The following is a 23202-nucleotide window of genomic DNA, read 5'->3' on the forward strand; positions in this document are numbered from 1 at the left end:
ACCGCAGGTCCGGCCGCCTCTTCATGCGTCCGGGACCGGCCCTACCCGGCGACGCGCCCGGGTTCTAGGCTGATCGCCATGCGAGTTCATGTGGTGAGCGACGTGCACGGCAACGCCGAGGACCTCGCCCGGGCGGGCGACGGAGCGGACGCCCTGGTCTGTCTCGGCGACCTCGTGCTCTTCCTCGACTACGCCGACCACTCGCGCGGCATCTTCCCCGACCTCTTCGGCACCGCGAACGCCGACCGCATCGTGGAGCTGCGCACCGCCCGCCGCTTCGACGAGGCCCGCGACTTCAGCCGCAGCCTGTGGGAGGGCGTCGACCGCAAGGCGGCCACCCTCGCGGCGGTGCGCAAGCAGTACACGGAACTCTTCGCCGCCTTCCCCACGCCCACGTACGCCACGTACGGAAACGTCGACATGCCGACACTCTGGCCCGAGTACGCGGGCCCGGGCACCGTCAGCCCCGGCACCACGGTGCTCGACGGCGAGCGCGTCGAGATCGGCGGCCTGGTCTTCGGCTTCGTCGGCGGCGGGCTCCGTACGCCCATGAACACGCCCTTCGAGATCAGCGACGAGGAGTACGCGGCCAAGGTCGAGGTCCTCGGCGAGGTCGACGTGCTGTGCTCGCACATCCCGCCGGAGGTCCCCGACCTCGTGTACGACACGGTGGCGCGCCGCTTCGAGCGCGGCAGCCGCGCCCTGCTGGACGCCATCCGCAGGACCCGCCCCCGGTACTCCCTCTTCGGCCATGTGCATCAGCCGCTGGCCGCCCGGATGCGCATCGGCGCCACCGAGTGCGTGAACGTCGGGCACTTCGCGTCGACGGGGCGGCCGTGGGTGCTGGAGTGGTGACGTCGGGACCGTCCCCGCAGGCGTGATCCCGGGTCCCGGAGCGGTGGCGTCGGGACCGTCCCCGCAGGCGTGGCCCCGGGCCCTGGAGTGGCGCGCGGCCCGGCCGCGATAGCCTTCACACGGCGCACACCTGCCCGCACGCCGGGCGCGGGCCCGCCGCACGCCGAGTCAGCCAGCCCCAGTCCGGACCGTGAGGAGCCATCGCGATGGCGGAACACACCAGCTCTAGCATCATCATCGAGGCGGCACCGGCCGACGTCATGGGTGTGATCGCGGACTTCGACCGCTACCCCGACTGGACGGGCGAGGTGAAGGAGGCCGAGGTGCTGGCCACCGACGACCGCGGCCGCGCCGAGAAGGTCCGCCTGGTGCTCGACGCCGGCGCCATCAAGGACGATCACACCCTCGCCTACACCTGGACCGGCGACAACGAGGTCAGCTGGACCCTGGTGAAGTCGCAGATGCTGCGCTCCCTCGACGGCTCCTACCACCTCGCGCCCGCCGCGAACGGCGCCACCGAGGTGACCTACCGGCTCACCGTCGACGTCAAGATCCCCATGCTCGGCATGATCAAGCGCAAGGCCGAGAAGGTCATCATCGACCGCGCCCTGGCCGGTCTGAAGAAGCGCGTCGAGTCCGGCCCCACGGGCTGACCGGGCGGAACACGGGGCACCAGGGCGAGCGACACGGGGGCACGAGGGTGAGCACGGCGGGCACGGGCACGGAAGCGGTACGCACGGTCCTGATCACCGGGACCGGTGGTGCGGGCCGCACCACCGTCGCCGCGGCGACCGCCCTCGCCGCCGCCGGCACCGGTGCGCGCGTGCTGCTCCTGGGCACCGACCGGGACGACACCCTGGGCGCGGCCCTGGGACTCGCCACCGGCGCGATACCCGGCGACCCGCGCGCACCGCTGGAGGCCGCACCGGGGCTGTGGGTTGCCCGCGTCGACGCCGCCGACGACTTCCGCCGGGAACTCGTCGCCCTCCAGGAGCGTGCGGGCACCGCCCTGGACCTGCTCGGCGCCACCCCGCTGGACGCCGACGAGCTCACCGAACTGCCCGGCAGCGAACCCTTCGCCCTGCTGCGCGCCCTGCGCACGGCAGCGGCCGACGCAGCCTCGTACGATCTGATCGTCGTCGACATGCCGCCCACGCACAGCGCCCTGGCCGCCCTCGCCCTGCCCGCCCAGCTGCGCCGCTACCTGCGGCGGCTGCTGCCGCCCGAGCGGCAGGCCGCGCGCTCCCTGCGCCCGATGCTGGCACAGCTCGCCGGGGTGCCGATGCCCGCGCAGTGGCTGTACGAGACCGCCGCCCGCTGGGAGGCCGAACTCGCCGCCACCCAGGCCGTACTGGAGAGCCCCGCCCTGGCGGTGCGGCTGGTGGTGGAGCCGGGGCAGGGAGCCGCCGAAGCGCTGCGCACCGCGCGGCTGGGGCTGGCGCTGCACGGACTTGCCCTGGACGCCGTCGTCGCCAACAGGGTGCTGCCCACCGCCTCTGCGGACCCCTGGCTGGCCGCCCTCTCGGCGGAGCAGCAGACACACCTCAAAGAGGTGCACGCCAACGCACACCTGTGTGAGGTGCGGGAGCTGTCCCACCTGGGACACGCGCCGCGAGGGCCGCAGGAACTGGCCCTGCTCGCCCACGCACCGGTCCCGGAGGCCTCCGTCGCCGCGCACACCGTCGAGGACCGGCTCGCCGAGGACGGCGTCCTGGTGTGGCACCTGCCGCTGCCGGGGGCCACGAAGCAGGAGCTGGGGCTCGTGCGCCGGGGGGACGAACTGGTGCTCACCGTCGGCCGGTTCCGGCGACTGCTGTCCCTGCCGTCGGCGCTGCGCCGGTGCACTGTTTCCGGCGCCGCGCTCACCGAAGGGGTGCTGCGGGTGCGCTTCACCCCGGACCCGGGGCTGTGGCCGCAGGGGCGTTGAGCGCCTGCCGGTCCGGACGCTGAGCGTCGCCGGTACGGGCGTTGAGCGTCGGCGTACAGGTGGTGGCGAGGCCCTGAACGGCGTACCGCTGTTCGGGTAACGTCGATGGCGTACGGACCCGTTTCCCGCCCCGCCTCGCAGGAGTGCGCCATGAGCGAAGCCACCGACCGTCCCGACGAGTCCGGCGCGTCCCACGCGTACGACGACGACGCCTGGGCGACGGCCTGCGAGGAGGACCTCGCCGCCGAGAAGGCCCGCCGCCGCGCGCAGTACGGACCGCAGCCCGGCTCCGCCGCCGAGGAGCTGCGCAGGCTGATGGACGCGGTCGCGGACAAGGTCTCCTCGCTCCAGTCGCCGCTGTTCGGGATGGCCGCCCAGAGCGTGGCCAGCCAGTTCGTTCAGCAGGCGAAGGCAGTGGTCGAGCCGGTGGTGGAGCGCAATCCGCAGGTCTTCGACCACCTGGCTGCGGCAGGCAACGAACTTCTGGCCGCCTACCGGTCCGTCGTCGCCGGACACGAGCAGCGTTGGACCCAAAACGCAGCAGACGCTGCGAAGAGCCCGAACCACCCGGGTAATTCGCCCAAGTCTCCGCAATCCGGGCCGGAGGATCCTGATGACCGTTCAAAAGGTGAACACATCGATCTGGACTGAGACCCCTCCTCGGGTACGGTGGCCGAGGGAGCCTGTCTCCGGCTCCGCGCAGGGCTCGACCTAAAACTGAGGGACACATGGGACTCACCATCGGCGTCGACATCGGCGGCACGAAGATCGCGGCCGGAGTGGTCGACGAAGAGGGACAGATCCTCGAAACGTACAAGGTGAAGACACCGCAGACGCCCGAGGAAATGGTCGACGCCATCTCCAAGGCGGTCTCCGAGGTCAGCAAGAACCACCAGATCGAGGCCGTCGGCATCGGCGCCGCGGGATACGTGGACGACAAGCGCGCCACCGTGCTCTTCGCCCCGAACATCAACTGGCGCCACGAACCGCTCAAGGACAAGGTCGAGCAGCGCGTGAGCCTGCCGGTCGTCGTCGAGAACGACGCCAACGCGGCCGCCTGGGGCGAGTACAAGTTCGGCGCGGGCAAGGGCCACGACGACGTCATCTGCATCACGCTGGGCACCGGCCTCGGCGGCGGCATCATCATCGGCAACAAGCTGCGCCGCGGCCGCTTCGGCGTGGCCGCCGAGTTCGGCCACATCCGGGTCGTCCCGGACGGTCTGCTGTGCGGCTGCGGCAGCCAGGGCTGCTGGGAGCAGTACGCCTCCGGGCGCGCGCTCGTCCGCTACGCCCGCCAGCGCGCCAACGCGACCCCCGAGAACGCCGAGATCCTGCTCGGCCTCGGCGACGGCACGGTCGAGGGCGTCGAGGGCAAGCACGTCAGCGCCGCCGCCCGGCAGGGCGACCCGGTCGCGGTCGACTCCTTCCGCGAGCTGGCCCGCTGGGCCGGTGCGGGCCTGGCCGACCTGGCCTCGCTCTTCGACCCCTCGGCGTTCATCGTCGGCGGCGGCGTCTCCGACGAGGGCGAACTCGTCCTGGACCCGATCCGCAAGTCCTTCCGGCGCTGGCTGATCGGCGGCCAGTGGCGGCCGCACGCGCAGGTGCTCGCGGCCCAGCTCGGCAACAAGGCCGGTCTGGTCGGCGCGGCGGACCTGGCGCGCCAGGGCTGAGCCCTTCGCCTCCGACCGTGTGTTCGGTGCCCGCCGCGTCCTCTTCAGGACCCGGCGGGCATCGGTCTATGTTGGCCCGCATGTCTCCCTCGGACCGTTTGGTGACCGCCCCGCTGCCCCCGTCCCGTACGGAACCCGACGGCTCGGCCGTCGTCCGCGTCCTCAGTTACAACATCCGCTCGATGCGCGACGACCGCGAGGCACTGGCCCGCGTGGTCCGCGCCTGCGCACCCGACCTCGTACTGATCCAGGAAGCGCCGCGCTTCTTCCGCTGGCGCAAGAAGGCCGCCTGGCTCGCCGCCCACAGCGACCTGGTGGTGCTGAGCGGCGGCGCCACGGCGGCGGGCCCCCTGCTGCTGTGTTCGCTGCGGGCGACCGTCGAACGCACCGAGGACGTCCTGCTCCCCCGCACCCCGGGGCTGCACCAGCGGGGCTTCGCGACGGCGGTGGTACGGATCGGGGGTGCGCGCCTTGGCGTGCTGAGCTGCCACCTCAGCCTTCAGGGCGAGGAACGTTTCACCCAGGCGGGCCTGCTCCTGGAGCAGCTCGCCGCGATGGGCGTCACCCACGCGGTCGCGGGCGGCGACCTGAACGACCGCCCCGACGGGAAGTCCTTCCGCCTGCTGGCGGACCGGCTCCAGGACGGCTGGGCGGTGGCGCCGTGGGGCGGCGAGTACACCTCGGAACCCGCCACTCCCCACCAGCGCATCGACGCGATCTTCGCGACCCCGGGCGTGCAGGTCCTGGGCTGCGGGGTCCCGCCGCTCCCGGAGGCGGACGTCCGGGCCGCGACGGACCACCTGCCGGTACTGGCGGCCCTCCGCGTCCCGGCGGAGGCCTGAGCCACCGCCGTCCCGGCTCTACGGGTGTCAGACCACCGCGCCCCGCCCCGGGTCCTCGTCCTCCTCGTCGGAGTCCCGGGTCATCCGGCCCACCAGCGTCGCGAACCCGCCGAGGAAGCCACCGATGCCCAGGACCTGGAGCCACCAGGTCATGTCCCACCCCAGCAGCACCGCCAGCAGCATCAGCACCGGCCCGCCGACCACCGCGAGCCAGGCGAACTTCGACGTGACGTCGGCCTCCGGGAGCTCCGGGTCCGGCGGCACGAAGTGCCCCTCGTCGGAGTCGTCGAGGTCGTCGTCCTTGGCCTCGGCCGGGGCGAAGTCCCGCGGCCCGGCCATGCCGACTCCGGGCGCGAAGGTGATCGAGCTGCCCAGCGGCCGTACGTCCGCGGCGTCCGAGGAGGCTCCCCGGTCGCCGTTCACGCCCTCCTCCAGCCGTGCCAGGTCGTCCACCGACTTGAACGGCTTGGCCCCCGGCGGGTCCGGCGGCTCGTCCCCGTACCCGGCCACGATCGCCTCCCAGACGGCGGCCTCGTCCAGAGGAGTGGCCGCGTCGTCCTTGCGGCCCTCGGTGACGGCCTCCGGCTCCCGCTCCTCCTCGCGGTCCGCGCGCTCCGCGTTGTGTTCAGCCACCAGCAGTGCTCCCCTTCTTCCCGACGCTCGGAGCGAGGCGGCCGATGAACGCGTAACTCTCGTCGAAGATCCGCTCCGCGTCATGGTCCAACGTCGCCACGTGGTAGCTCTGTTCCAGCAGGATCTCGGTGACGTCCACGGACGACACCCGGGCAAGGACGCGGGCGGAGTCCGCGGGCGGCACCACGTGGTCCTGCGGACTGTGCAGCAGCAGCAGCGGCTGCGTGACCTGCGGCAGCTCCCCGTCGACCAGGCGGAAGAAGTTCCGCAGGGAGTGCGCGGCGTGCAGCGGCACCTTGGTGTAGCCGACCTCGTGCGAGCCCTCCAGCGCGATGTCGTCGGCCACGCCGTTGGTCGTCGTGACGAAGTGGCGCAGCACCGGCAGGGCGCGCGCGGCCAGGCCGTGCACCTTGTTGCCCGGGTTGACCAGGACGATGCCGCTGATCGCGTCGCCGTGCTTCGCGGCCAGCCGCAGCGTGAGCGCGCCGCCCATGGACAGGCCGCAGACGAAGACCTGGGAGCACCGCTCCAGCAGCGCGTTCAGCTCGCGGTCGACTTCGGCGTACCAGTCCTGCCAGCCGGTGACCTGCATGTCCTCCCAGCGGGTGCCGTGGCCCGGCAGCAGTGGTAGGGACACCGTCAGCCCCCGCTGGGCCAGGTGGTCGGCCCAGGGGCGCAGCGACTGGGGGGAACCGGTGAAGCCGTGGCAGAGGAGGACGCCCACCTCTCCGCCTTCGTGGTGGAACGGCTCGGCTCCAGGGAGGACCGGCACCGGGGTCTCCTGTTCGTGAGGAAGGACGGGACGGCGAATCGGGTACGGGGGTGAAGCGGGTACTGAGGGTGACTTCACCGTACGCGACCGGACTGACACCGACCAGATCCGTCGGCCCTCCGACCGGGCGAGGGGATCAGCCGTACGGGGCACCCGGGGAGCCGTCCGGCTCACCCACGAGAGCGCAGGCCGGACGCGGGTTATGGTCTTTTCGACAGACAAGGGAAGGCACACGTTGATCTACGGCGCAATGAAGTTCTCCATCGGAGGTTCCCTGAAGCTCGCCTTCAGGCCCTGGGTGGAGGGCCTGGAGAACATTCCCGCGGACGGGCCGGCGATCCTCGCGAGCAACCACCTGTCGTTCTCCGACTCCTTCTTCCTGCCCGCCGTGCTGGACCGCAAGGTCACCTTCATCGCCAAGGCGGAGTACTTCACCTCGCCCGGCATGAAGGGCAAGCTCACCGCCGCCTTCTTCAAGGGCGCCGGCCAGCTCCCCGTCGACCGCTCCGGTGCGCGCGGCGCGGGCGACGCGGCGGTCAAGGCGGGCATCGAGGTCATCGAGAACGGCGGCCTGTTCGGCATCTACCCGGAGGGCACCCGCTCCCCGGACGGGCGCCTCTACCGCGGCAAGCCCGGCGGCCTCGCGCGCGTGGCGCTGGCGACCGGTGCCCCGGTGATCCCCGTCGCGATGATCGACACGGAGAAGATCCAGCCGCCCGGCAAGGTCGTCCCGAAGCTGATGCGCCCGGGCATCCGGATCGGCAAGCCGCTCGACTTCAGCCGCTACCACGGCATGGACGGCGACCGCTTCATCCTGCGCTCGGTGACCGACGAGGTCATGTACGAGATCATGAAGCTCTCCGGCCAGGAGTACGTCGACATCTACGCGACCGCCGCCAAACGGCAGATCGCGGACGCCGAGAAGGCCGCCAAGGCGGAGAAGGCGGAGCTGGAGAAGGCGGAGAAGGCCGCTCAGGCGGAGCTGGAGAAGGCGCAGAAGGCCGAGAAGACGGCGAAGGAGGAACGTTCCGCGTAAGCGGGGAACGTTCCGGGGGCCCACGGCGTCGTCCGTGGGAAAGTCTGCGCAGAGTCCGTCCTCGCGGAGCCTGCACTCGCAGCGTCTCCCGCAGAGGTCGTCCGTCCAGGGGTGGGGAAAATGGCCAAGACCCAGCGCTCGCGGGTCGTACGGATGTCGGTCGAGCAGCCGCTGTGGCGCGCGCTCACCGGCTACCGCGTCCTGACGATGCTGTACGCGGTGCTGCTGTACGTGTTCACGCGCGAGGAGTTCGAGCGCCCCTGGGTGGCGATCGCCTACCTCTCGGTGATGGCCGTGTGGACGCTCGCCACGCTCCCCAGGGTGGCGAACGCGGCCAGCTGCACCAAGGGCTTCCTCGGCGCGGACCTCACCGTCGCCCTGGTCGGCATCCTGCTCACCCCGCTGGCCAACGTCGAGGCGCAGCTGATCGACGGGCCCACCCTGCCGACGATATGGACCGCCGGGTCGGTGCTCGCGTACGCCATCAAGGGCGGATGGCGCTGGGCCGCCTTCGCCTCCTCCCTGGTGGCCGCCGCCAACCTCGTGGAGCGCGGCACCCCCAGCCGGGACACCCTGCACAACGTGCTCCTGGTGTGGGTCGCCTCCATCGCCATCGGGTACGTCGTCGAGGTGGCCCGCGCCTCGGAGGCCACCCTCGCCCGCGCCCTGGAGATCGAGGCCGCCACGAGGGAGCGCGAGCGCCTCGCCCGCGACATCCACGACAGCGTCCTCCAGGTGCTCGCCATGGTGCAGCGCCGGGGCACCGCGCTGGGCGGCGAGGCGGCCGAACTGGGCCGCATGGCAGGCGAGCAGGAGGTCGCCCTGCGCACGCTCGTCTCCAGCGGCCTGGTGCCCACCATGCGGGCCTCCGAGGAGGCCTCCCAGGGCGCGGTGGTGCGCGTGGTGGAGGTGGACACCCCCGACGGCGTACGGGACGTACGACGGGCACGAGAGGTACGGGAGGACAGCGGGCTGGTGGACCTGCGCGCGCTGCTCGCCCCGCACTCCGGGGCGAAGGTCTCCTTCGCCGAGCCCGGTGCACCGGTGCTGCTGCCGCCCGCCGCCGCACTGGAACTCGCGGCGGCCGTCAGCGCCGCCCTGGACAATGTGCGCAGGCACGCCGGTGACGGCGCCCAGGCCTGGATCCTGGTCGAGGACGAGCCGGACGAAGTGATCGTGACGGTACGGGACGACGGTCCCGGCATCCCGGAGGGCAGGCTCGCGCAGGCCGAGGGGGAGGGACGTCTCGGCGTCGCCCTGTCGATCCGCGGCCGGCTGCGGGACCTGGGCGGGAGCGCCGAACTGCTCTCCGTACCGGGACAGGGCACGGAAGTAGAACTGAAGGTTCCACGGGGGAAGGCGAAACGATGAACGAACAGTCCACGGAAGCGGCGACAGAAGTGACAGAGGAACAGAGGCGCTCGGTGCGCGTGATGGTGGTCGACGACCACCCCATGTGGCGCGACGCCGTGGCCCGCGACCTGGCCGCCGCCGGGTTCGACGTGGTCGCCACCGCCGGTGACGGCCCGCAGGCCGTGCGCCGCGCACAGGCGGTCTCGCCGCAGGTGCTGGTGCTCGATCTGAACCTGCCGGGCATGCCGGGCGTGCAGGTCTGCCGCGAACTGGTGGGCGCCGACCCGCAGCTGCGCGTCCTGGTGCTCTCCGCGAGCGGCGAGCACGCCGACGTACTGGAGGCGGTGAAGTCCGGTGCGACCGGCTACCTGCTGAAGTCGGCGTCCACGGAGGAGCTCACGGACGCCGTCGCGCGCACCGCCGCCGGTGACCCGGTTTTCACCCCGGGTCTCGCCGGGCTGGTGCTCGGCGAGTACCGCCGCCTGGCCTCCGACCCGGCGCCCGCCGCACCGGACGAGCCGCGCGCCCCGCAGCTCACCGACCGGGAGACCGAGGTGCTGCGACTGGTCGCCAAGGGTCTGTCGTACAAGCAGATCGCGGAGCGTCTGGTCATCTCGCACCGCACCGTGCAGAACCACGTCCAGAACACCCTCGGCAAGCTCCAGCTGCACAACCGGGTGGAACTGGTGCGGTACGCCATAGAGCGCGGCCTCGACGGCGCCTGACGCGCTCCCAGGGCCCGCCGGAGGCACTCTCGACGCCCCCGGCGGGCCGCTCTAGCGTGGTGTGTTCCAGTGCCCGTCAGCGGCGAAGGGACACGTCATGCGAGTCGGACTTCTGACCGGGGGCGGCGACTGTCCCGGGCTCAACGCGGTGATCCGCGCCGCCGTCCGCAAGGGTGTGCGGGACTACGGGTACGAGTTCGTGGGCTTCCGGGACGGCTGGCGCGGGGTGCTCGACGACCAGCGCACCATGACCCTGGACGTCGCCGCCGTGCGCGGCATCCTGCCCCGCGGCGGCACCATCCTCGGCTCCTCCCGCACCAACCCCCTCTCCGAGGGCGAGGAGGGCGTGCGGCTCATCCGGGAGACCCTCGCCCGGCGCGGGGTGGAGGCGCTCATCGTCATCGGCGGCGAGGACACCCTCGGGGTCGCCGCCCGGCTGTCCGGCGAATACGACATCCCCTGCGTCGGCGTGCCCAAGACCATCGACAACGACCTGTCCGCCACCGACTACACCTTCGGCTTCGACACCGCCGTCTCCATCGCCACCGAGGCCATCGACCGGCTGCACACCACCGCCGAGTCCCACATGCGGGTTCTCGTGGTGGAGGTGATGGGACGCCACTCCGGATGGATCGCCCTGCACTCGGGGCTGGCGGGCGGCGCGAACGTCATCCTGGTGCCGGAGCGGCGCTTCGACGTCGAGGAGGTGTGCGGCTGGATCACCTCGCGCTTCCGCTCCTCGTACGCACCTATCGTGGTCGTCGCCGAGGGGGCCATGCCGCGCGACGGCGACATGGTGCTCAAGGACGGCACCCTGGACTCCTTCGGGCACGTGCGGCTCTCCGGGGTGGGGGAGTGGCTCGCCAAGGAGATCGAGAAGCGCACCGGCAAGGAGGCCCGCACGACCGTGCTCGGGCACGTCCAGCGCGGCGGCACCCCCAGTGCCTTCGACCGGTGGCTGGCCACCCGTTTCGGGCTGCACGCCGTGGACGCGGTGCACGACGGGGACTTCGGGACGATGGTGGCGCTCCAGGGCACCGACATCGTGCGGGTGCCGATAGGGGAGGCCACGGCGAAGCTGAAGACGGTGCCGCCGCAGATGTACGCGGAGGCGGAGGTCTTCTTCGGCTGATCGGGGCTCCGGCGGTGGCGGGCGGTTGAGCGGGGCTCCGGCGGTGGCGAGTGGCTGGGCCGGGCTCCGGCGGTGGCGGGCGGCCGGGCCGGGCCGCCGCGGTGGCGAGTGGCTGGGCCTGCCCGGATCGGCGATATTTGCTGCATCCGTGCCAAGCCACTCGTGACTGGGGAATTTCGTGAAGATTCTGGCATTCGGCGTGCAGGCCGACGAGCAGCCGCTGATCGAGAAGGCCTTCACGGACGCCGGTCTGGGGGACGCCCACTGCCTCAAGGTCTTCCTCACCGAGGACACCGCCCCGATCGCCGCCGGGCACGAGATCATCAGCACCAGCGTCAACGCCGACCTCAACGCCAACGTCCTGCGCACCCTCGCCGCGGGCGGCACCCGGATGATCGCCCAGCGCTCCACCGGCTTCAACAACATCGACCTGGACGTCGCCCGCGAACTGGGCCTCACCGTCGCCCGCGTCTCGTACTACTCGCCCTACTCCGTCGCCGAATTCGCCTGGACCCTCGCGATGGCCGTCAACCGCCGCGTGGTGCGCGCCGCCGGGCGCACCCGCGACTTCGACTTCCGCCTCGACGGGCTGCTCGGCCGCGACATGCGCGGCCGCACCGTCGGCGTGCTGGGCACCGGGAAGATCGGCGAGGCATTCACCCGGATCGCCCACGGCTTCGGCATGCACCTGCTCGGCTGGGACGTGGCACCGAACCCGGAGTGCGTGGAGCTGGGCATGGAGTACGTCGACAAGGACGACCTCCTCGCCTCCGCCGACCTGATCAGCCTGCACGTCCCCCTGCTGCCCAGCACCCGCCATCTCATCGACGCCACCGCCCTGCGCGCCATGAAGGACGACGCGATCCTGGTGAACTCCAGCCGGGGCGGCCTCGTCGACACCGACGCCCTGGTGAACGAACTGCGCGCCGGACGCTTCGCCGGGGTGGGCCTGGACGTGTACGAGGCGGAGGCGGGCCTGTTCTTCCTCGACAAGTCCCTGGAGGTCGTCCAGGACGACACCCTGGCCCGCCTGGTCACCTTCCCCAACGTCCTGGTCACCTCGCACCAGGCGTACTACACGGTCGACGCCCTGGAGCAGATCATCGACGCGACCGTGCAGAACGTCGGCGACTTCCTGGCGGGCCGCACCAGCGACAACGTGCTGGTGTCCGCCGCCGTCGACTGAGCGTCCTGTGACGGAGCGCCCTCACACCCCCGTCGGCACGAACGCCTCCAGCAGCCGCGTCACCACGGCCGCCCCGCGCAGACTGAGCACCGACTCCGGATGGAACTGCACGGAGGCGAAACCGGGCCCCCGCAGGGCGTGCAGCTCCCCGCTGCCGTGGTTGCGGGAGGTCTCCACCCCGTGCGCCGCCAGCTCCGTCGCCTCCGCCGCGTCGCACACCGCCGTGAAGCTGTTGTAGAACCCGACCGTCTCCGGCACCCCGAACAGCACCACCCGCTCCTGCGTCCCCTGGTACGGCACCTGCTTGCGCTCGATGCGCAGCCCCAGCTCCGCCGCGATCAGCTCGTGCCCCAGGCACACCCCGAGCACCCCGTGCGGATGCCCGCTCAGCAGGTCCGCCGTCAGCGCCCGCAGGAACCGCATCTTCGGGTCCGCCGCGTCCTGCGGGTTCCCGGGCCCGGGACCGAGCACCACCGGACCCGGGTGCGCCAGCGCCGCCTCCCGCAGCCCCGGTTCGTCGAAGCGCCGCACGGTGACCTCCAGGCCCGACGAGCGCAGCACATGCGCCAGCATCGCCGTGAAGGTGTCCTCCGCGTCCACCACCAGGGCGTGCCCCGTCAGCGTCCGCTCCCGCTCCTGCATCCGCAGCCAGAACGGCGAGAGCCCCGCCCGCCGCCCGTCCAGCGCCGCCCGCACCCGCGCGTCCTCGGCCAGCCGGGGCCGCACCGACTCGTCGCGGGGGCGCCCGGGACGTACCCCCAGGGCCGCCAGCACGCCCGCCGCCTTGGCGTGCGTCTCGGCGACCTCCGACGCCGGGTCCGAGTGCCGTACGAGGGTGGCGCCGACCGGCACCCGCAGGCGGCCGTCCGGGGCGATGTCGGCGGTACGGATGAGGATCGGCGAGTCCAGGGTCTGCGCCCCGGACGCGTCGACGCCCAGCAGGGCCAGCGCCCCCGCGTAGTAGCCGCGCCCGCCCACTTCGTGGCGCTCGATCACCCGGCACGCGTTCTGCACGGGCGACCCCGTCACCGTCGCCGCGAACATCGTCTCCCGCAGCACCTCGCGCACGTCCAGCGAACTGCGCCCGCGCAACTCGTACTCCGTGTGCGCGAGATGGGCCATCTCCTTCAGACGCGGGCCGACGACCACCCCGCCCATGTCGCCGACGGTGCACATCATCTTCAGCTCCTCGTCGACCACCATGGAGAGCTCCTCGGTCTCCTTCGGGTCGGCGAGGAAGTCCAGCAGGTCGTCCGGCGTGGGACCGTCGGCCGGGTAGCGGTAGGTGCCGCTGATGGGGTTCATCACGACCGTCCCGCCGGACATCCGCACATGCACCTCGGGACTCGCGCCCACCAGCACCCTCTCGCCCGTGTGCACGACGTACGTCCAGTACGCGCCCCGCTCCCCGTCCAGCAGCCGCTGGAACAGCGCCAGCGCGTCGGCCCTGGTGAAGCCGGGGATCTCACCGGTGTAGGTGCGCCGGATGACGAAGTTCGCCCCCTCGCCGCTCCCGATCTCCTCGTCGATGACTTGTTGAACGATCCTCGCGTACTCCTCGTCCGTGACGTCGAAAGCGCCGTCCTGCACCCGGACCTGGTGCGAGGGAAGCGCCGCCAGCACGTCCTCCAGGGGGAGTTCGTACGTCTCGTCCGCGACCAGCACGCTCAGCGGCGTCCCGTCGTCGCGCACGTCGAAACCGCGCTCCCTGATCTGGCGGAACGGAACCAGCGCCAGCACCGGACGCCCGTTCTCACCGGTCGGCAGGTCGGCCAGCCGCTCGGCCTCGTGCACCGGACCGATCAGCACCTCGACGGTGTCCACGTCGCGCCCGGGGGTGCGGCGGCGCAGCAGTGCGAAGGGCGGGCAGCCGTCGTCGAGGAGACGGGACAGCAGGGTGTCGGGGAGAGACATCGGGGGTTCCTTCCGGGTACGGAGCCGGAGGAACGGCCGGGAAACAAAAAGGGCCGCCCTCCTGGGGCGGCCTGAAGCGTCAGTGGATGTACGCGCGATCAGTGGGCCGCCGGATGAGCGGTCCACCACCAGTTCTGAATCTGGGTCGTCTGCGCGAACATGTGCCGCACCCTACCCCACGCACGGACCTCCCGCCCGGAACTCAATTGTTCGAAACCTCTCCTCAACAGGGGCTGCCGGGTCGTATGTTTCGCGGTGGCGGACCCGCGCACTACCGGTACGAGGGTGGCCCGGCCCTCGGAAGGTGTTGCCCTGTGGCTCCTCGTGTCAGCGTGCTCGTCCCGGTGCCCGGCGACGCGGACCCCGCCCTGCTGGACGGCTGCTTCTCGTCGCTCTTCGCCCAGACCCTCGCGCCGCGCGAGGTGGACCTGGTCGCGGCCGTACGGGGCGAGGGGGCGGCCGCCGACTGGGTGGCCGCGCTCGCACCGCACCGGGCACAGATACGCGTCGTCACGGAGACCGCGCAGGAGAACGAGGCACGGCACGCACAGGGTGCGTACGTGCTGCGCCTGGACCCCGCCGACCGCCTCGCGCCCGACGCCCTGGAGCACCTGGTGGCGGCGGCCGAGGAGAGCGGCGCCGACCAGGCGCACGGCCGCAGCGCGGGCGACGGCGAAGCCTGCGTCCTGCGCCGCAGCACCCCGGCGAAGGGCGAGGCCGCCACCGTCGCGGTCGACCGCGTCTGTCACTACCCGGCCGGCCACGACGTCCCGGCCGCCGCCCGCGTCGTCGTGCGGCAAAGGCCCGCACTGCCGCGCTGGCGGGACGGACGCCTGCACCTGACGGGCACCGCCGGGCTCACCCACACCGAAGGACCGCCGCAGAAGGTCGTCCTGCTGCTGCGGCACGGCGGTGTGGGCGGCACGGAGGTGGAACTGCCCGCCGACCGGGACGCGGACGGACGGTATTCGGTCGTTCTCGACCCCGCATCCGTCGGCCAGGGCCGCCGCCCGCTCGCCGACGGCAACTGGACTCTGCGCATCCGGATCACTGCCGGAGGCCTCACCCGCACCGCCTGGCTGTGCGCACCGGAAGACCTCCCCGAGCCCGTCCCGCACCTCACCGGCGGAGGCGCCACCCCCGTCGTCCCGGCGACGGTCTACGCCTCCGTACCGCACCACCACCTGAACCTCGACATCGGCGCCCGGCGCCACCGGCTCGGCGCGGACGCGCGCGCCACCGTCACCCGGCGCCCGCTGTTCGCGCCGCACGTCACGGCGGCCGTGACCCTGCCCGGCTGCCCGGCGCAGGCGGAGCTGGACCTCCTGCTGGTGCGGGACGAGCAGAGCGTCGTACTGGAGGACCTGAGGATCACCCGGCACCCGGGCGACCGGTTCACCCTGTCGGCGCCGCTGGGGGCGGTGGAACCGGGGGAGTGGGGGCTCGCCCTGCGGGTGGCCGACGCACCGTTCAGCGCGCGGCTGCCGCTGGCGGGAGCGGACGACGCCGGTACCGGTGCGACCCTGAAAGTGCCGGCCCACTGGAAGTGGACGCGTCGTCTCAGCTTGTGAGCGTTGCGCGGAGCATACGGTCGCACCCCGTAGGCTGGCCGGGTGACCGTGAACGCGAAGACCACCCTCAAGGGTGGCAACACCTGGCGCGACCTTCCTGCGGCGCAGCAGCCCGAGTACCCCGATGCCGAGGCGCTGCGCGATGTTGTCGCGGACCTCGAATCGTATCCGCCGCTCGTCTTCGCGGGCGAGTGCGACCAGCTGCGCGCCCGACTGGGAGCCGTCGCCAAGGGCGAGGCGTTCCTGCTCCAGGGCGGCGACTGCGCGGAAGCCTTCGACGCCGTGTCGGCCGACCACATCCGCAACAAGCTCAAGACTCTCCTCCAGATGGGCGCCGTGCTGACGTACGCCGCGTCCGTGCCCGTCGTCAAGGTGGGCCGGATCGCCGGTCAGTACTCCAAGCCGCGCTCCAAGGGCACGGAGACCCGCGACGGCGTCACCCTGCCGACGTACCGCGGCGACTCGGTGAATGGTTTCGCCTTCACCGAGGAGGCCCGGGTCCCCGACCCCGAGCGCCTCAAGAGGATGTACAACGCCTCGGCGTCCACCCTCAACCTCGTGCGCGCCTTCACCACCGGCGGTTACGCGGACCTGCGCCAGGTGCACGCCTGGAACCAGGACTTCGTGAAGAACTCGCCGTCCGGCCAGCGCTACGAGCAGCTCGCCCGCGAGATCGACAACGCGCTGAACTTCATGAAGGCCGCCGGGACCGACCCGGCCGAGTTCCGCACGGTGGAGTTCTACGCCTCCCACGAGGCGTTGCTGCTGGACTACGAGTCGGCGCTGACCCGCGTGGACTCCCGGACCGGCAGCCTCTACGACGTGTCCGGCCACATGGTCTGGATCGGCGAGCGCACCCGTCAGATGGACGGCGCGCACATCGAGTTCGCCTCCAAGATCCGCAACCCGATCGGCATCAAGCTCGGCCCGACGACCACGGTCGACGAGGCGCTCGGCTACATCGACAAGCTGGACCCGGACCGCGAGCCCGGCCGGCTGACCTTCATCGTCCGCATGGGCGCCGACAAGGTCCGCGACAAGCTGCCCGAGCTGGTCGAGAAGGTCACCGCCTCCGGCGCCACCGTGGCGTGGGTGACCGACCCGATGCACGGCAACACCTTCGAGGCCGCCTCCGGCCACAAGACGCGCCGCTTCGACGACGTCCTGGACGAGGTCAAGGGCTTCTTCGAGGTCCACAAGGGCCTGGGCACCCACCCGGGCGGCATCCACGTCGAGCTCACCGGTGACGACGTCACCGAGTGCGTGGGCGGCGGCGACGAGATCTTCGTCGACGACCTGCACCAGCGCTACGAGACGGCCTGCGACCCGCGCCTGAACCGCAGCCAGTCGCTCGACCTGGCGTTCCTGGTGGCGGAGATGTACCGCTCGCAGTAACTCGCCATCTCTGTACGCAGCACCGTGGGGCCCGGATCTCTGTGATCCGGGCCCCACTGGCGTACCGGGGGTTTCCCTCGCGCCGAGCCATGGGTAAGGTTAGGTTTACCTGACCAAGGAATCGCCTGGCTGTGGGATCGAGGTGTCCGCGTGTTCGTCTGCTCCTGCTTCGGCGTGACCGACCAGCAGATCAAGGCCCACGCCGCCGCCGGAGCGTGCACCCCGCGCCAGATAGCCTCCGTCACCAAGGCCGGCACGGACTGCGGCAACTGCGTCCGTACGATCCAGGGCCTGCTGGGCCGGGGAGCCTGCCCGCGCCGCGGCCTCATCGAGCAGGGCGCGGAACAGGCCCTCTCCGGGACCCCGCCGGTACTGGCCGAGGCGACGCTCGGGGAAGCCGCCTGAGGGCCTTCTAGGCCTCGCTGGGCTGCTCGATCAGCTGGGCGATGTAGAGCGGCTCACCGAGCTTCTCGACCAGCTCCAGCTGGGTGTCGAGGTAGTCGATGTGGTGCTCCTCGTCCGCGAGGATGTCCTCGAAGATCTTGGCCGACGTGATGTCGCCCTTGCCCCGCATGACCTCCGCACCGCGCTTCAGCCGGTCGATCGCCTCGACCTCGATCTGCCGGTCCGCCTGGAACATCTCGGTGACCGTCTGGCCGATCCGTACGTGGAAGAGGCGCTGGTAATTGGGCAGGCCGTCGAGGAAGAGGATGCGGTCGGTCAGGATCTCCGCGTGCTTCATCTCGTCGAAGGACTCGGCGCGCGTGTACTTCGCGAGCTTGGTCCAGCCGAAGTTGTCCTGCATCTTGGCATGAAGGAAGTACTGGTTGATCGCCGTCAGTTCGGCGGTCAGCTGCTCGTTGAGAAATTCAATGACCTCGGGGTCGCCCTGCATCGCTGGGCTCCTTCCAGGGGGTGACCGGGCAGATTGCGCGCATCCTTGCACCGCTTCTCGGAGGCCGTCCAGTAAGTGCCTCCTTAGTAGGAGTTGCCCGAATCGGCCCAGACCCGGTCATGACCACCCCTCGCGGTCTGTCACCATGGAGGACATGGGTCAGCCGGAAAGCCGGGAATACCGCGACATCGAGCACTCCGAGCTTCCGCCGGGACAGCGGCTGCAGCGCGGCTGGCCGGTCACCCATTACGGGCCCGTCCCCAAGTTCAAGCCCGACCGCTGGGAATTCCGCGTCTTCGGCGCGACCGCGGACGGCGAGAAGCACTGCTGGAACCACGAGGAGTTCTCGGCGCTCCCTTTCGACACCGTCGTCGCCGATCTCCACTGCGTCACGAAATTCAGCATGCTGGGGGCCGAATGGGGTGGTGTCGCCGCCCGTACGATCCTGGAACTCGCGCCGCCCGCCCCCGGTGTCACGCACGTCATGGTCTGGGCGGAGTACGGCTACAGCGCCAACATCCGCATCAAGGACTTCACCGACGAGCGCACCATCCTCGCCACGCACAAGGGCGACGACCTGCTCACCGCCGAACACGGCTTCCCGCTGCGCCTGGTCGTCCCGCACCTGTACGCCTGGAAGGGCCCCAAGTGGGTCCGCGGCATCGAGTACATGACGGCCGACCGCCGCGGCTTCTGGGAGGAGCGCGGCTACCACAACATCGGCGACCCCTGGCGCGAGCAGCGCTACTCCTACCAGGAGGAACCGGGAGACGGCCCCGAGCTGTAGCCGCCCGGAGCCGCCCCGCGGGTGCGGTGCTCAGTGGTGGTACTGGTGCACCACCGCGTGTCCCTTGCCGCGCCCGATCATCCACTTGTTCACCGGTGTGGTGACCACGAAGGCGATCCCCAGGGCGATCGCGAGCACCGCCCAGAACAGCCCGTCGGTCAGATGGGCGTCCATCGCGCCCGGCCAGAAGGCGATCACACCGTTGTCGATCAGCTCCATCACCGCGATCGACAGGGTGTCCGCGGCGAGGGCGACCTTGAAGGCCGTCCGGAAGTCGACACCGGCCTTGAGGATGCCGCGCAGGGTGAGCGCGTAACCGAAGAAGAAGGCCAGCACGACGGCCAGGATCATCGTCGCTACGTTGCCCCAGCCGAACGCGGTGCCGATCACCATGCCGAGCACCTCGCCGATGGCGCACCCGGTGAGGCAGTGGAGGGTGGCCTGGGCGGCCGTGCGCCAGGTGACCTTGCCGCCGGTGACGCCGTGGGCGTGGGCGTGCCCGTGCTCCGGGTGGCCTTCGTGCCCCGTGTGGTCGGCGTGGCCCTGGTGCTGTGCGTGGTCCCCGTGAACGTGTGCCTCGTGGTGCTGCACGGTGTGCCCCCAACTCAGGTAGCGGTCCCTGTCGATGACAGGAACCGTATACCCCCCAGGGGTATTCCTCAAGGATCGCGGGAGTCGCTCAGAACGCGCGCAGCTCCTTCAGCCGCGCCACGTCCGCCGCATGCCCCTCCTTGCCGCCGGGCGTCTCGATGACCAGCGGCACGCCCTCGGTCGCCGGGTGCGAGAACAGCTCCCGGAACGGGTCCTCGCCGATGTGACCGGCGCCGATGTTCTCGTGCCGGTCCTTGTGCGCGCCCGAGACGTCCTTGGAGTCGTTGGCGTGGATCAGCTTCAGACGGCCCTCGCCGACCGTGTCGACCAGCAGGTCCAGCGTCTGCTTCATGCCACCGGGCCCGGCGAGATCGTGGCCCGCCGCGAAGATGTGACAGGTGTCCAGGCAGACGCCCAGCTTCGGATGGTGGTCCAGCGCGTCGAAGTACGGGCCGAAGTCCCAGGTGCGCGAGCACAGCGAGAACCCCTGACCGGCCGTGGACTCCAGCAGGAGGTACGGGTCGTCGTCGTGGGTCAGCTCCTCCAGCAGCGGCAGCATGTGCGTGCGCACCTGCGCGAGGGCCTCCTCGCGGGGGCGTCCGCCGGTCGCCGAGCCGGTGTGCACGACGACGCCCAGCGCGCCGATGTCCCGGGCCCGGCGCAGCGAGTGCCGCAGCGACTCCACGGACTTCAGAACCGTCGCCTCGGTGTGCGAGCCGAAGTTGATCAGGTACGGGGCATGGACGTACGCCGGGATGCGCTCGGCGGCGCAGGCCTCCCGGAACTGCTCGTCCTGCGCCGGATTCCCGACGGGCGTCGCCCAGCCGCGCGGGTTGGCGACGAAGACCTGCACGGCCTCCGCCCCCATCTCACGGGCGTACGGCAGGCCGGTGGAGGCGAGCCCGCCGGCGACCGGGATGTGGCCGCCGATCGGATTGCGGGAGGCCGGGAAGTCGGCGGGGAACGGGGTGGGGGTGTCTGCGGTGCTCATCACCGTCCAGGATGCCGCACCGCCGGGGCGCCCCTTGCGGGGCGTCCTGGCGCAGGTACTGCCGGTGCTAGAGGATCTTCGTCGTGATGGTGATCGTGCTGCCCTCGGCGGCCTCCTGGCCGCCCTCCACGGACTGCTTCTCGATCACCTTGCTGAAGGAGAAGATCGGCCGGTCCAGCTCGACCTGGAAGCCCGCGCCCTTGAGGATGCGGGTCGCCTCGTCGGCGTGCTTGCCGATCACGTCCGGCACCGGGACCATCCGCGGCCCCTTGGAGACCGTCAGCGTGACCTTCTCGCCCTGGCCGAGCCGGGTGCCCGCGGGCACCGACTGGCGGCCCACCTGACCCGCCGGTGCGGGCGAGTTGATCTGCTCGGAGGCGACGTCCACCTTCAGCCCGAGCCCCTGAAGGGTGCGGGTGGCCTCCTCGACGCTGCGCCCGGTCACGGTCGGCATGTCCACCGGCGAGCCCTTGCTGACCACCAGCGCCACCGCGGAGTCGGGGGAGCGGCCGGTACCGGCCTGCGGGTCGGTGCTGATCACCGCACCCAGCGGGATGTCCTCGCTGAACGCCCTGGTCACCACGCCCGGTGCGAGCCCCGCCTCCTTGAGTTCCCTCCTGGCCTTCGCCAGCGGCACCCTCTTGAGGTCGGGCACCTTCACGATCTCCGGTCCGCGCGAGAGCACCAGCGTCACCGCGTCGTTCGCACGGATGCGCTCGCCCGGCGCCGGATCGCTGTCCATGACGGCGCCGCGGGCGACCGTGTCGCTGAACTTCCGTTCCACGCCCTTCACGTCGAGCCCCGCGTCACTGAGCTGCTTGCGGGCGTCCTTCTCGGACTTGCTCAGCAGCCGCGGAACCTCGGTGAACTGTCCGGAGTTGATGTACCAGACCCCGGCTCCCACCCCCAGCGCCAGCAGCACGGCGACGACCAGCGAGACCAGCGTGCGCCGCGACGGCGCCGACCGCCGCGGGTCCCGTCGTACGGGCTCGGGCTCCTCCGGCAACGGCCGCACCAGCCGACTGGTGTGCTGCCGCTCGTCCGGCAGTGCCTGCGGCAGGACGTTCGTGTGCTCCGGGGCGGGCGCGGGGGTGCGCGGAATGACGCTGGTGCGCTCCTCGGGCCCGGTGGGCACGCTCTCCTTGGCCTGCGGCGGTACGACGTCCAGCTGTGCGTCCGAGAGGGCGAGGCGGGCGGCGTGCGCCTGCCCCAGCAGGGCCACCGCGTCGTACGGTCGGGCCTCCGGGTTGCGGGCGGTGGCGCTCGCCACCAGCTCGTCCAGCTCCAGCGCGAGACCGGGCACGACGGCCGACGGCGGCGGCACGTCCTCGTTGAGGTGCTGGTAGAGCACCTGCGCGGGGGTGCCGCCGGAGTGCGGCTTGGCGCCGGTGAGCATCTCGTACAGGACGACACCGCACGCGTACACGTCCGCGCGGGTGTCGGCGGTGCCGTGCTCGATCTGCTCGGGCGCCAGGTAGGAGACCGTGCCGAGGACGGACCCGGTGGTGCTGGTGACCGTGTCCACGGCGCGTACGAGACCGAAGTCGGCGACCTTCACCCGGCCGTCGTCCCCTATCAGGACGTTCTCCGGCTTCATGTCGCGGTGCACGAACCCGGCCCGGTGCGCGGCGCCCAATGCCGCCAGCACCGGCTCCAGGATGTCGAGCGCGGCCCGGGGCTGGAGCGCGCCGCGCTCGCGCAGGACGTCGCGCAGGGTGCAGCCCGCGATGTACTCCATCGCCAGGTAGACGTAGTCGCCGTCGGTGCCCTGGTCGAAGACGCCGACCACGTTGGGGTGCGCGAGGCGGGCCACCGACTTGGCCTCGCGGATGAACCGCTCGACGAAGGTGGCGTCGGCGGCCAGCGAGAGGTGCATCACCTTGAGGGCGAGTTCGCGGTCGAGGCGGGTGTCCACGGCCCGGTAGACCGTGGCCATCCCGCCGACGGCGATGCGTGCCTCGACGAGGTAGCGGCCGTCGAGCAGCTGCCCGACGAGGGGGTCCTGGAGGGTCGTGTCCACGCAGGGAGTCTACGAGCCGGTAGGGGCGGGGCGGACGGGAGCGTGCGGGGTGCGACCGTACTGAGGCCGAGCTGTGACAGGTGCCGCCCCGCCGGGGCGACGCGCGGGCGTCAGAACGCCGGCCGCTCCGGGTCCAGACGGGCCAGGCCCGACTCCGGTGACGACGCCTCCGCGAAGTGCCGCCGGGGAATCCGCCCCGCCCGGTGCGCCAGCCGCCCCGCCTCCACGCCGTGCCGCATCGCCTCCGCCATCAGCACCGGCTCCTGCGCCCGCGTCACCGCCGAGGCGAGCATCACACCGGCGCACCCCAGCTCCATCGCCAGCACGGCGTCCGAGGCCGTCCCGGCGCCGGCGTCCAGGATCACCGGCACCCCGGCCCGCTCCACGATCAGCTCGAAGTTGTGCGGGTTGCGGATGCCGAGCCCGGAACCGATGGGGGAGCCCAGCGGCATCACCGCCGCACAGCCCACGTCCTCCAGCTTGCGCGCCAGCACCGGGTCGTCGTTCGTGTACGGCAGGACGGTGAAGCCGTCGTCGACGAGGGTCTCCGCCGCGTCCAGCAGCTCGATCGGGTCCGGCAGCAGGGTCCGCTCGTCGGCGATGACCTCCAGCTTCACCCAGTCGGTGCCCAGCGCCTCCCGGGCCAGCCGCGCGGTGAGTACCGCCTCGCCCGCCGTGTAGCAGCCCGCCGTGTTCGGCAGGACCCGGATGCCCAGCTTGTCCAGTACGGACAGCACGGAGCCCTGCACGGACGGATCGAGCCGCCGCATGGCCACCGTCGTCAGCTCCGTCCCGGAGGCGATCAGCGAACGCTCCAGGACGTCGAGGCTCGGCGCCCCGCCGGTACCCATGATCAGGCGGGACGAGAAGGAGACGCCGCCCAGCACAAAGAGATCGTCGGCCATGG

The 23202-nt window shown here is 71.6% G+C and carries 24 protein-coding genes; 15 read left to right on the forward strand and 9 right to left on the reverse strand.

What is annotated here, in order from left to right; genetic code table 11:
- The first annotated feature begins 78 nt into the window (after positions 1 to 78).
- The 6 genes from ACIO3O_RS30355 to ACIO3O_RS30380 all read left to right on the forward strand — a co-directional run bounded on the left by ACIO3O_RS30355 (position 79) and on the right by ACIO3O_RS30380 (position 5294).
- Positions 79 to 855: a metallophosphoesterase gene (locus ACIO3O_RS30355; protein WP_401751411.1), complete on the forward strand. Its 777-nt coding sequence runs from the start codon at positions 79 to 81 to the stop codon at positions 853 to 855.
- Between the two features lie 206 nt (positions 856 to 1061).
- A complete protein-coding gene (locus tag ACIO3O_RS30360; RefSeq protein ID WP_401751413.1) occupies positions 1062 to 1508 on the forward strand; it encodes an SRPBCC family protein in 447 nt (148 codons plus the stop codon).
- A gap of 47 nt (positions 1509 to 1555) precedes the next feature.
- Positions 1556 to 2782, forward strand: a complete 1227-nt coding sequence (locus ACIO3O_RS30365) for an ArsA-related P-loop ATPase (RefSeq protein WP_401751415.1) — start codon at positions 1556 to 1558, stop codon at positions 2780 to 2782.
- 150 nt (positions 2783 to 2932) lie between these two features.
- Entirely contained in the window at positions 2933 to 3433 is a 501-nt protein-coding gene (locus ACIO3O_RS30370; RefSeq protein ID WP_401751417.1) for a DUF5304 domain-containing protein, read from the forward strand.
- 77 nt (positions 3434 to 3510) lie between these two features.
- A complete protein-coding gene (locus ACIO3O_RS30375; RefSeq protein ID WP_401751418.1) occupies positions 3511 to 4452 on the forward strand; it encodes an ROK family glucokinase in 942 nt (313 codons plus the stop codon).
- A gap of 80 nt (positions 4453 to 4532) precedes the next feature.
- On the forward strand, positions 4533 to 5294 hold the full coding sequence (locus tag ACIO3O_RS30380) for an endonuclease/exonuclease/phosphatase family protein (protein ID WP_401751420.1): 762 nt from the start codon (positions 4533 to 4535) through the stop codon (positions 5292 to 5294).
- A 27-nt stretch (positions 5295 to 5321) separates the two neighbouring features.
- On the opposite strand, the gene ACIO3O_RS30385 is transcribed toward ACIO3O_RS30380, so the two are convergent.
- Both ACIO3O_RS30385 and ACIO3O_RS30390 read right to left on the reverse strand, forming a co-directional pair.
- Entirely contained in the window at positions 5322 to 5927 is a 606-nt protein-coding gene (locus tag ACIO3O_RS30385; protein WP_401751422.1) for a hypothetical protein, read from the reverse strand.
- Entirely contained in the window at positions 5920 to 6699 is a 780-nt protein-coding gene (locus tag ACIO3O_RS30390; RefSeq protein ID WP_401751423.1) for an alpha/beta hydrolase, read from the reverse strand. Before ACIO3O_RS30390 ends, ACIO3O_RS30385 begins: the two co-directional genes overlap by 8 nt.
- Positions 6700 to 6934: 235 nt before the next feature.
- On the opposite strand from ACIO3O_RS30390, the gene ACIO3O_RS30395 reads away from it, so the two are divergent.
- From ACIO3O_RS30395 to ACIO3O_RS30415, 5 genes are all read left to right on the forward strand, one after another.
- Entirely contained in the window at positions 6935 to 7735 is an 801-nt protein-coding gene (locus ACIO3O_RS30395) for a lysophospholipid acyltransferase family protein (protein WP_401751425.1), read from the forward strand.
- A gap of 120 nt (positions 7736 to 7855) precedes the next feature.
- A complete protein-coding gene (macS, locus tag ACIO3O_RS30400) occupies positions 7856 to 9106 on the forward strand; it encodes a MacS family sensor histidine kinase (protein ID WP_401751427.1) in 1251 nt (416 codons plus the stop codon).
- Entirely contained in the window at positions 9103 to 9813 is a 711-nt protein-coding gene (locus ACIO3O_RS30405; protein ID WP_401751429.1) for a response regulator, read from the forward strand. Before macS ends, ACIO3O_RS30405 begins: the two co-directional genes overlap by 4 nt.
- Positions 9814 to 9910: 97 nt before the next feature.
- Entirely contained in the window at positions 9911 to 10945 is a 1035-nt protein-coding gene (locus ACIO3O_RS30410; protein ID WP_401751430.1) for a 6-phosphofructokinase, read from the forward strand.
- Between the two features lie 178 nt (positions 10946 to 11123).
- Entirely contained in the window at positions 11124 to 12131 is a 1008-nt protein-coding gene (locus ACIO3O_RS30415) for a 2-hydroxyacid dehydrogenase (RefSeq protein ID WP_401751431.1), read from the forward strand.
- A gap of 21 nt (positions 12132 to 12152) precedes the next feature.
- Here the strand turns inward: ACIO3O_RS30415 and ACIO3O_RS30420 are convergent, their stop codons facing one another.
- Together ACIO3O_RS30420 and ACIO3O_RS30425 are read right to left on the reverse strand one after the other, a co-directional pair.
- Positions 12153 to 14045, reverse strand: coding sequence for an anthranilate synthase family protein (locus ACIO3O_RS30420; protein ID WP_401751433.1), 1893 nt, complete (start codon positions 14043 to 14045; stop codon positions 12153 to 12155).
- Positions 14046 to 14143: 98 nt separating this feature from the next.
- The gene (locus ACIO3O_RS30425; protein WP_401751541.1) at positions 14144 to 14206 is read right to left on the reverse strand and encodes a trp operon leader peptide; all 63 of its coding nucleotides are present in this window, start codon (positions 14204 to 14206) and stop codon (positions 14144 to 14146) included.
- A 153-nt stretch (positions 14207 to 14359) separates the two neighbouring features.
- On the opposite strand from ACIO3O_RS30425, the gene ACIO3O_RS30430 reads away from it, so the two are divergent.
- From ACIO3O_RS30430 to ACIO3O_RS30440, 3 genes are all read left to right on the forward strand, one after another.
- The gene (locus ACIO3O_RS30430; RefSeq protein WP_401751435.1) at positions 14360 to 15616 is read left to right on the forward strand and encodes a glycosyltransferase family 2 protein; all 1257 of its coding nucleotides are present in this window, start codon (positions 14360 to 14362) and stop codon (positions 15614 to 15616) included.
- A gap of 42 nt (positions 15617 to 15658) precedes the next feature.
- The gene (locus tag ACIO3O_RS30435) at positions 15659 to 17011 is read left to right on the forward strand and encodes a class II 3-deoxy-7-phosphoheptulonate synthase (RefSeq protein WP_401751436.1); all 1353 of its coding nucleotides are present in this window, start codon (positions 15659 to 15661) and stop codon (positions 17009 to 17011) included.
- Positions 17012 to 17161: 150 nt separating this feature from the next.
- On the forward strand, positions 17162 to 17416 hold the full coding sequence (locus tag ACIO3O_RS30440; protein WP_401751438.1) for a bacterioferritin-associated ferredoxin: 255 nt from the start codon (positions 17162 to 17164) through the stop codon (positions 17414 to 17416).
- A gap of 7 nt (positions 17417 to 17423) precedes the next feature.
- Here ACIO3O_RS30440 and bfr read toward each other — a convergent pair whose 3' ends face one another.
- A complete protein-coding gene (gene bfr, locus ACIO3O_RS30445) occupies positions 17424 to 17906 on the reverse strand; it encodes a bacterioferritin (RefSeq protein ID WP_401751440.1) in 483 nt (160 codons plus the stop codon).
- A 154-nt stretch (positions 17907 to 18060) separates the two neighbouring features.
- Between bfr and ACIO3O_RS30450 the strand changes: the two genes are divergently transcribed.
- Entirely contained in the window at positions 18061 to 18693 is a 633-nt protein-coding gene (locus tag ACIO3O_RS30450; protein WP_401751442.1) for a sulfite oxidase-like oxidoreductase, read from the forward strand.
- 30 nt (positions 18694 to 18723) lie between these two features.
- On the opposite strand, the gene ACIO3O_RS30455 is transcribed toward ACIO3O_RS30450, so the two are convergent.
- The 4 genes from ACIO3O_RS30455 to ACIO3O_RS30470 form a co-directional block, all read right to left on the reverse strand.
- Positions 18724 to 19284 (reverse strand): DUF4396 domain-containing protein, encoded by a 561-nt coding sequence (locus ACIO3O_RS30455; RefSeq protein ID WP_401751444.1) that lies wholly within the window; start codon positions 19282 to 19284, stop codon positions 18724 to 18726.
- Positions 19285 to 19372: 88 nt separating this feature from the next.
- Entirely contained in the window at positions 19373 to 20275 is a 903-nt protein-coding gene (locus ACIO3O_RS30460) for a deoxyribonuclease IV (RefSeq protein WP_401751446.1), read from the reverse strand.
- A 67-nt stretch (positions 20276 to 20342) separates the two neighbouring features.
- Positions 20343 to 22295, reverse strand: a complete 1953-nt coding sequence (pknB, locus tag ACIO3O_RS30465) for a Stk1 family PASTA domain-containing Ser/Thr kinase (protein ID WP_401751447.1) — start codon at positions 22293 to 22295, stop codon at positions 20343 to 20345.
- A gap of 110 nt (positions 22296 to 22405) precedes the next feature.
- The gene (locus ACIO3O_RS30470; RefSeq protein WP_401751449.1) at positions 22406 to 23200 is read right to left on the reverse strand and encodes a thiazole synthase; all 795 of its coding nucleotides are present in this window, start codon (positions 23198 to 23200) and stop codon (positions 22406 to 22408) included.
- Positions 23201 to 23202 lie beyond the last annotated feature (2 nt).

The sequence above is a fragment of the Streptomyces sp. NPDC087440 genome (assembly GCF_044744005.1).
Taxonomy (GTDB): Bacteria; Actinomycetota; Actinomycetes; order Streptomycetales; family Streptomycetaceae; genus Streptomyces.

What these genes read in the sequence shown, in the direction of transcription:
- ACIO3O_RS30355 (WP_401751411.1), top strand. Translation starts at nt 79, where the DNA reads ATGCGAGTTCATGTGGTGAGCGACGTGCACGGCAACGCCGAGGACCTC.
- ACIO3O_RS30360 (WP_401751413.1), top strand. Translation starts at nt 1,062, where the DNA reads ATGGCGGAACACACCAGCTCTAGCATCATCATCGAGGCGGCACCGGCC.
- ACIO3O_RS30370 (WP_401751417.1), top strand. Translation starts at nt 2,933, where the DNA reads ATGAGCGAAGCCACCGACCGTCCCGACGAGTCCGGCGCGTCCCACGCG.
- ACIO3O_RS30375 (WP_401751418.1), top strand. Translation starts at nt 3,511, where the DNA reads ATGGGACTCACCATCGGCGTCGACATCGGCGGCACGAAGATCGCGGCC.
- ACIO3O_RS30380 (WP_401751420.1), top strand. Translation starts at nt 4,533, where the DNA reads ATGTCTCCCTCGGACCGTTTGGTGACCGCCCCGCTGCCCCCGTCCCGT.
- macS (WP_401751427.1), top strand. Translation starts at nt 7,856, where the DNA reads ATGGCCAAGACCCAGCGCTCGCGGGTCGTACGGATGTCGGTCGAGCAG.
- ACIO3O_RS30405 (WP_401751429.1), top strand. Translation starts at nt 9,103, where the DNA reads ATGAACGAACAGTCCACGGAAGCGGCGACAGAAGTGACAGAGGAACAG.
- ACIO3O_RS30410 (WP_401751430.1), top strand. Translation starts at nt 9,911, where the DNA reads ATGCGAGTCGGACTTCTGACCGGGGGCGGCGACTGTCCCGGGCTCAAC.
- ACIO3O_RS30420 (WP_401751433.1), bottom strand. Translation starts at nt 14,045, where the DNA reads ATGTCTCTCCCCGACACCCTGCTGTCCCGTCTCCTCGACGACGGCTGC.
- bfr (WP_401751440.1), bottom strand. Translation starts at nt 17,906, where the DNA reads ATGCAGGGCGACCCCGAGGTCATTGAATTTCTCAACGAGCAGCTGACC.
- ACIO3O_RS30450 (WP_401751442.1), top strand. Translation starts at nt 18,061, where the DNA reads ATGGGTCAGCCGGAAAGCCGGGAATACCGCGACATCGAGCACTCCGAG.
- ACIO3O_RS30460 (WP_401751446.1), bottom strand. Translation starts at nt 20,275, where the DNA reads ATGAGCACCGCAGACACCCCCACCCCGTTCCCCGCCGACTTCCCGGCC.
- ACIO3O_RS30470 (WP_401751449.1), bottom strand. Translation starts at nt 23,200, where the DNA reads ATGGCCGACGATCTCTTTGTGCTGGGCGGCGTCTCCTTCTCGTCCCGC.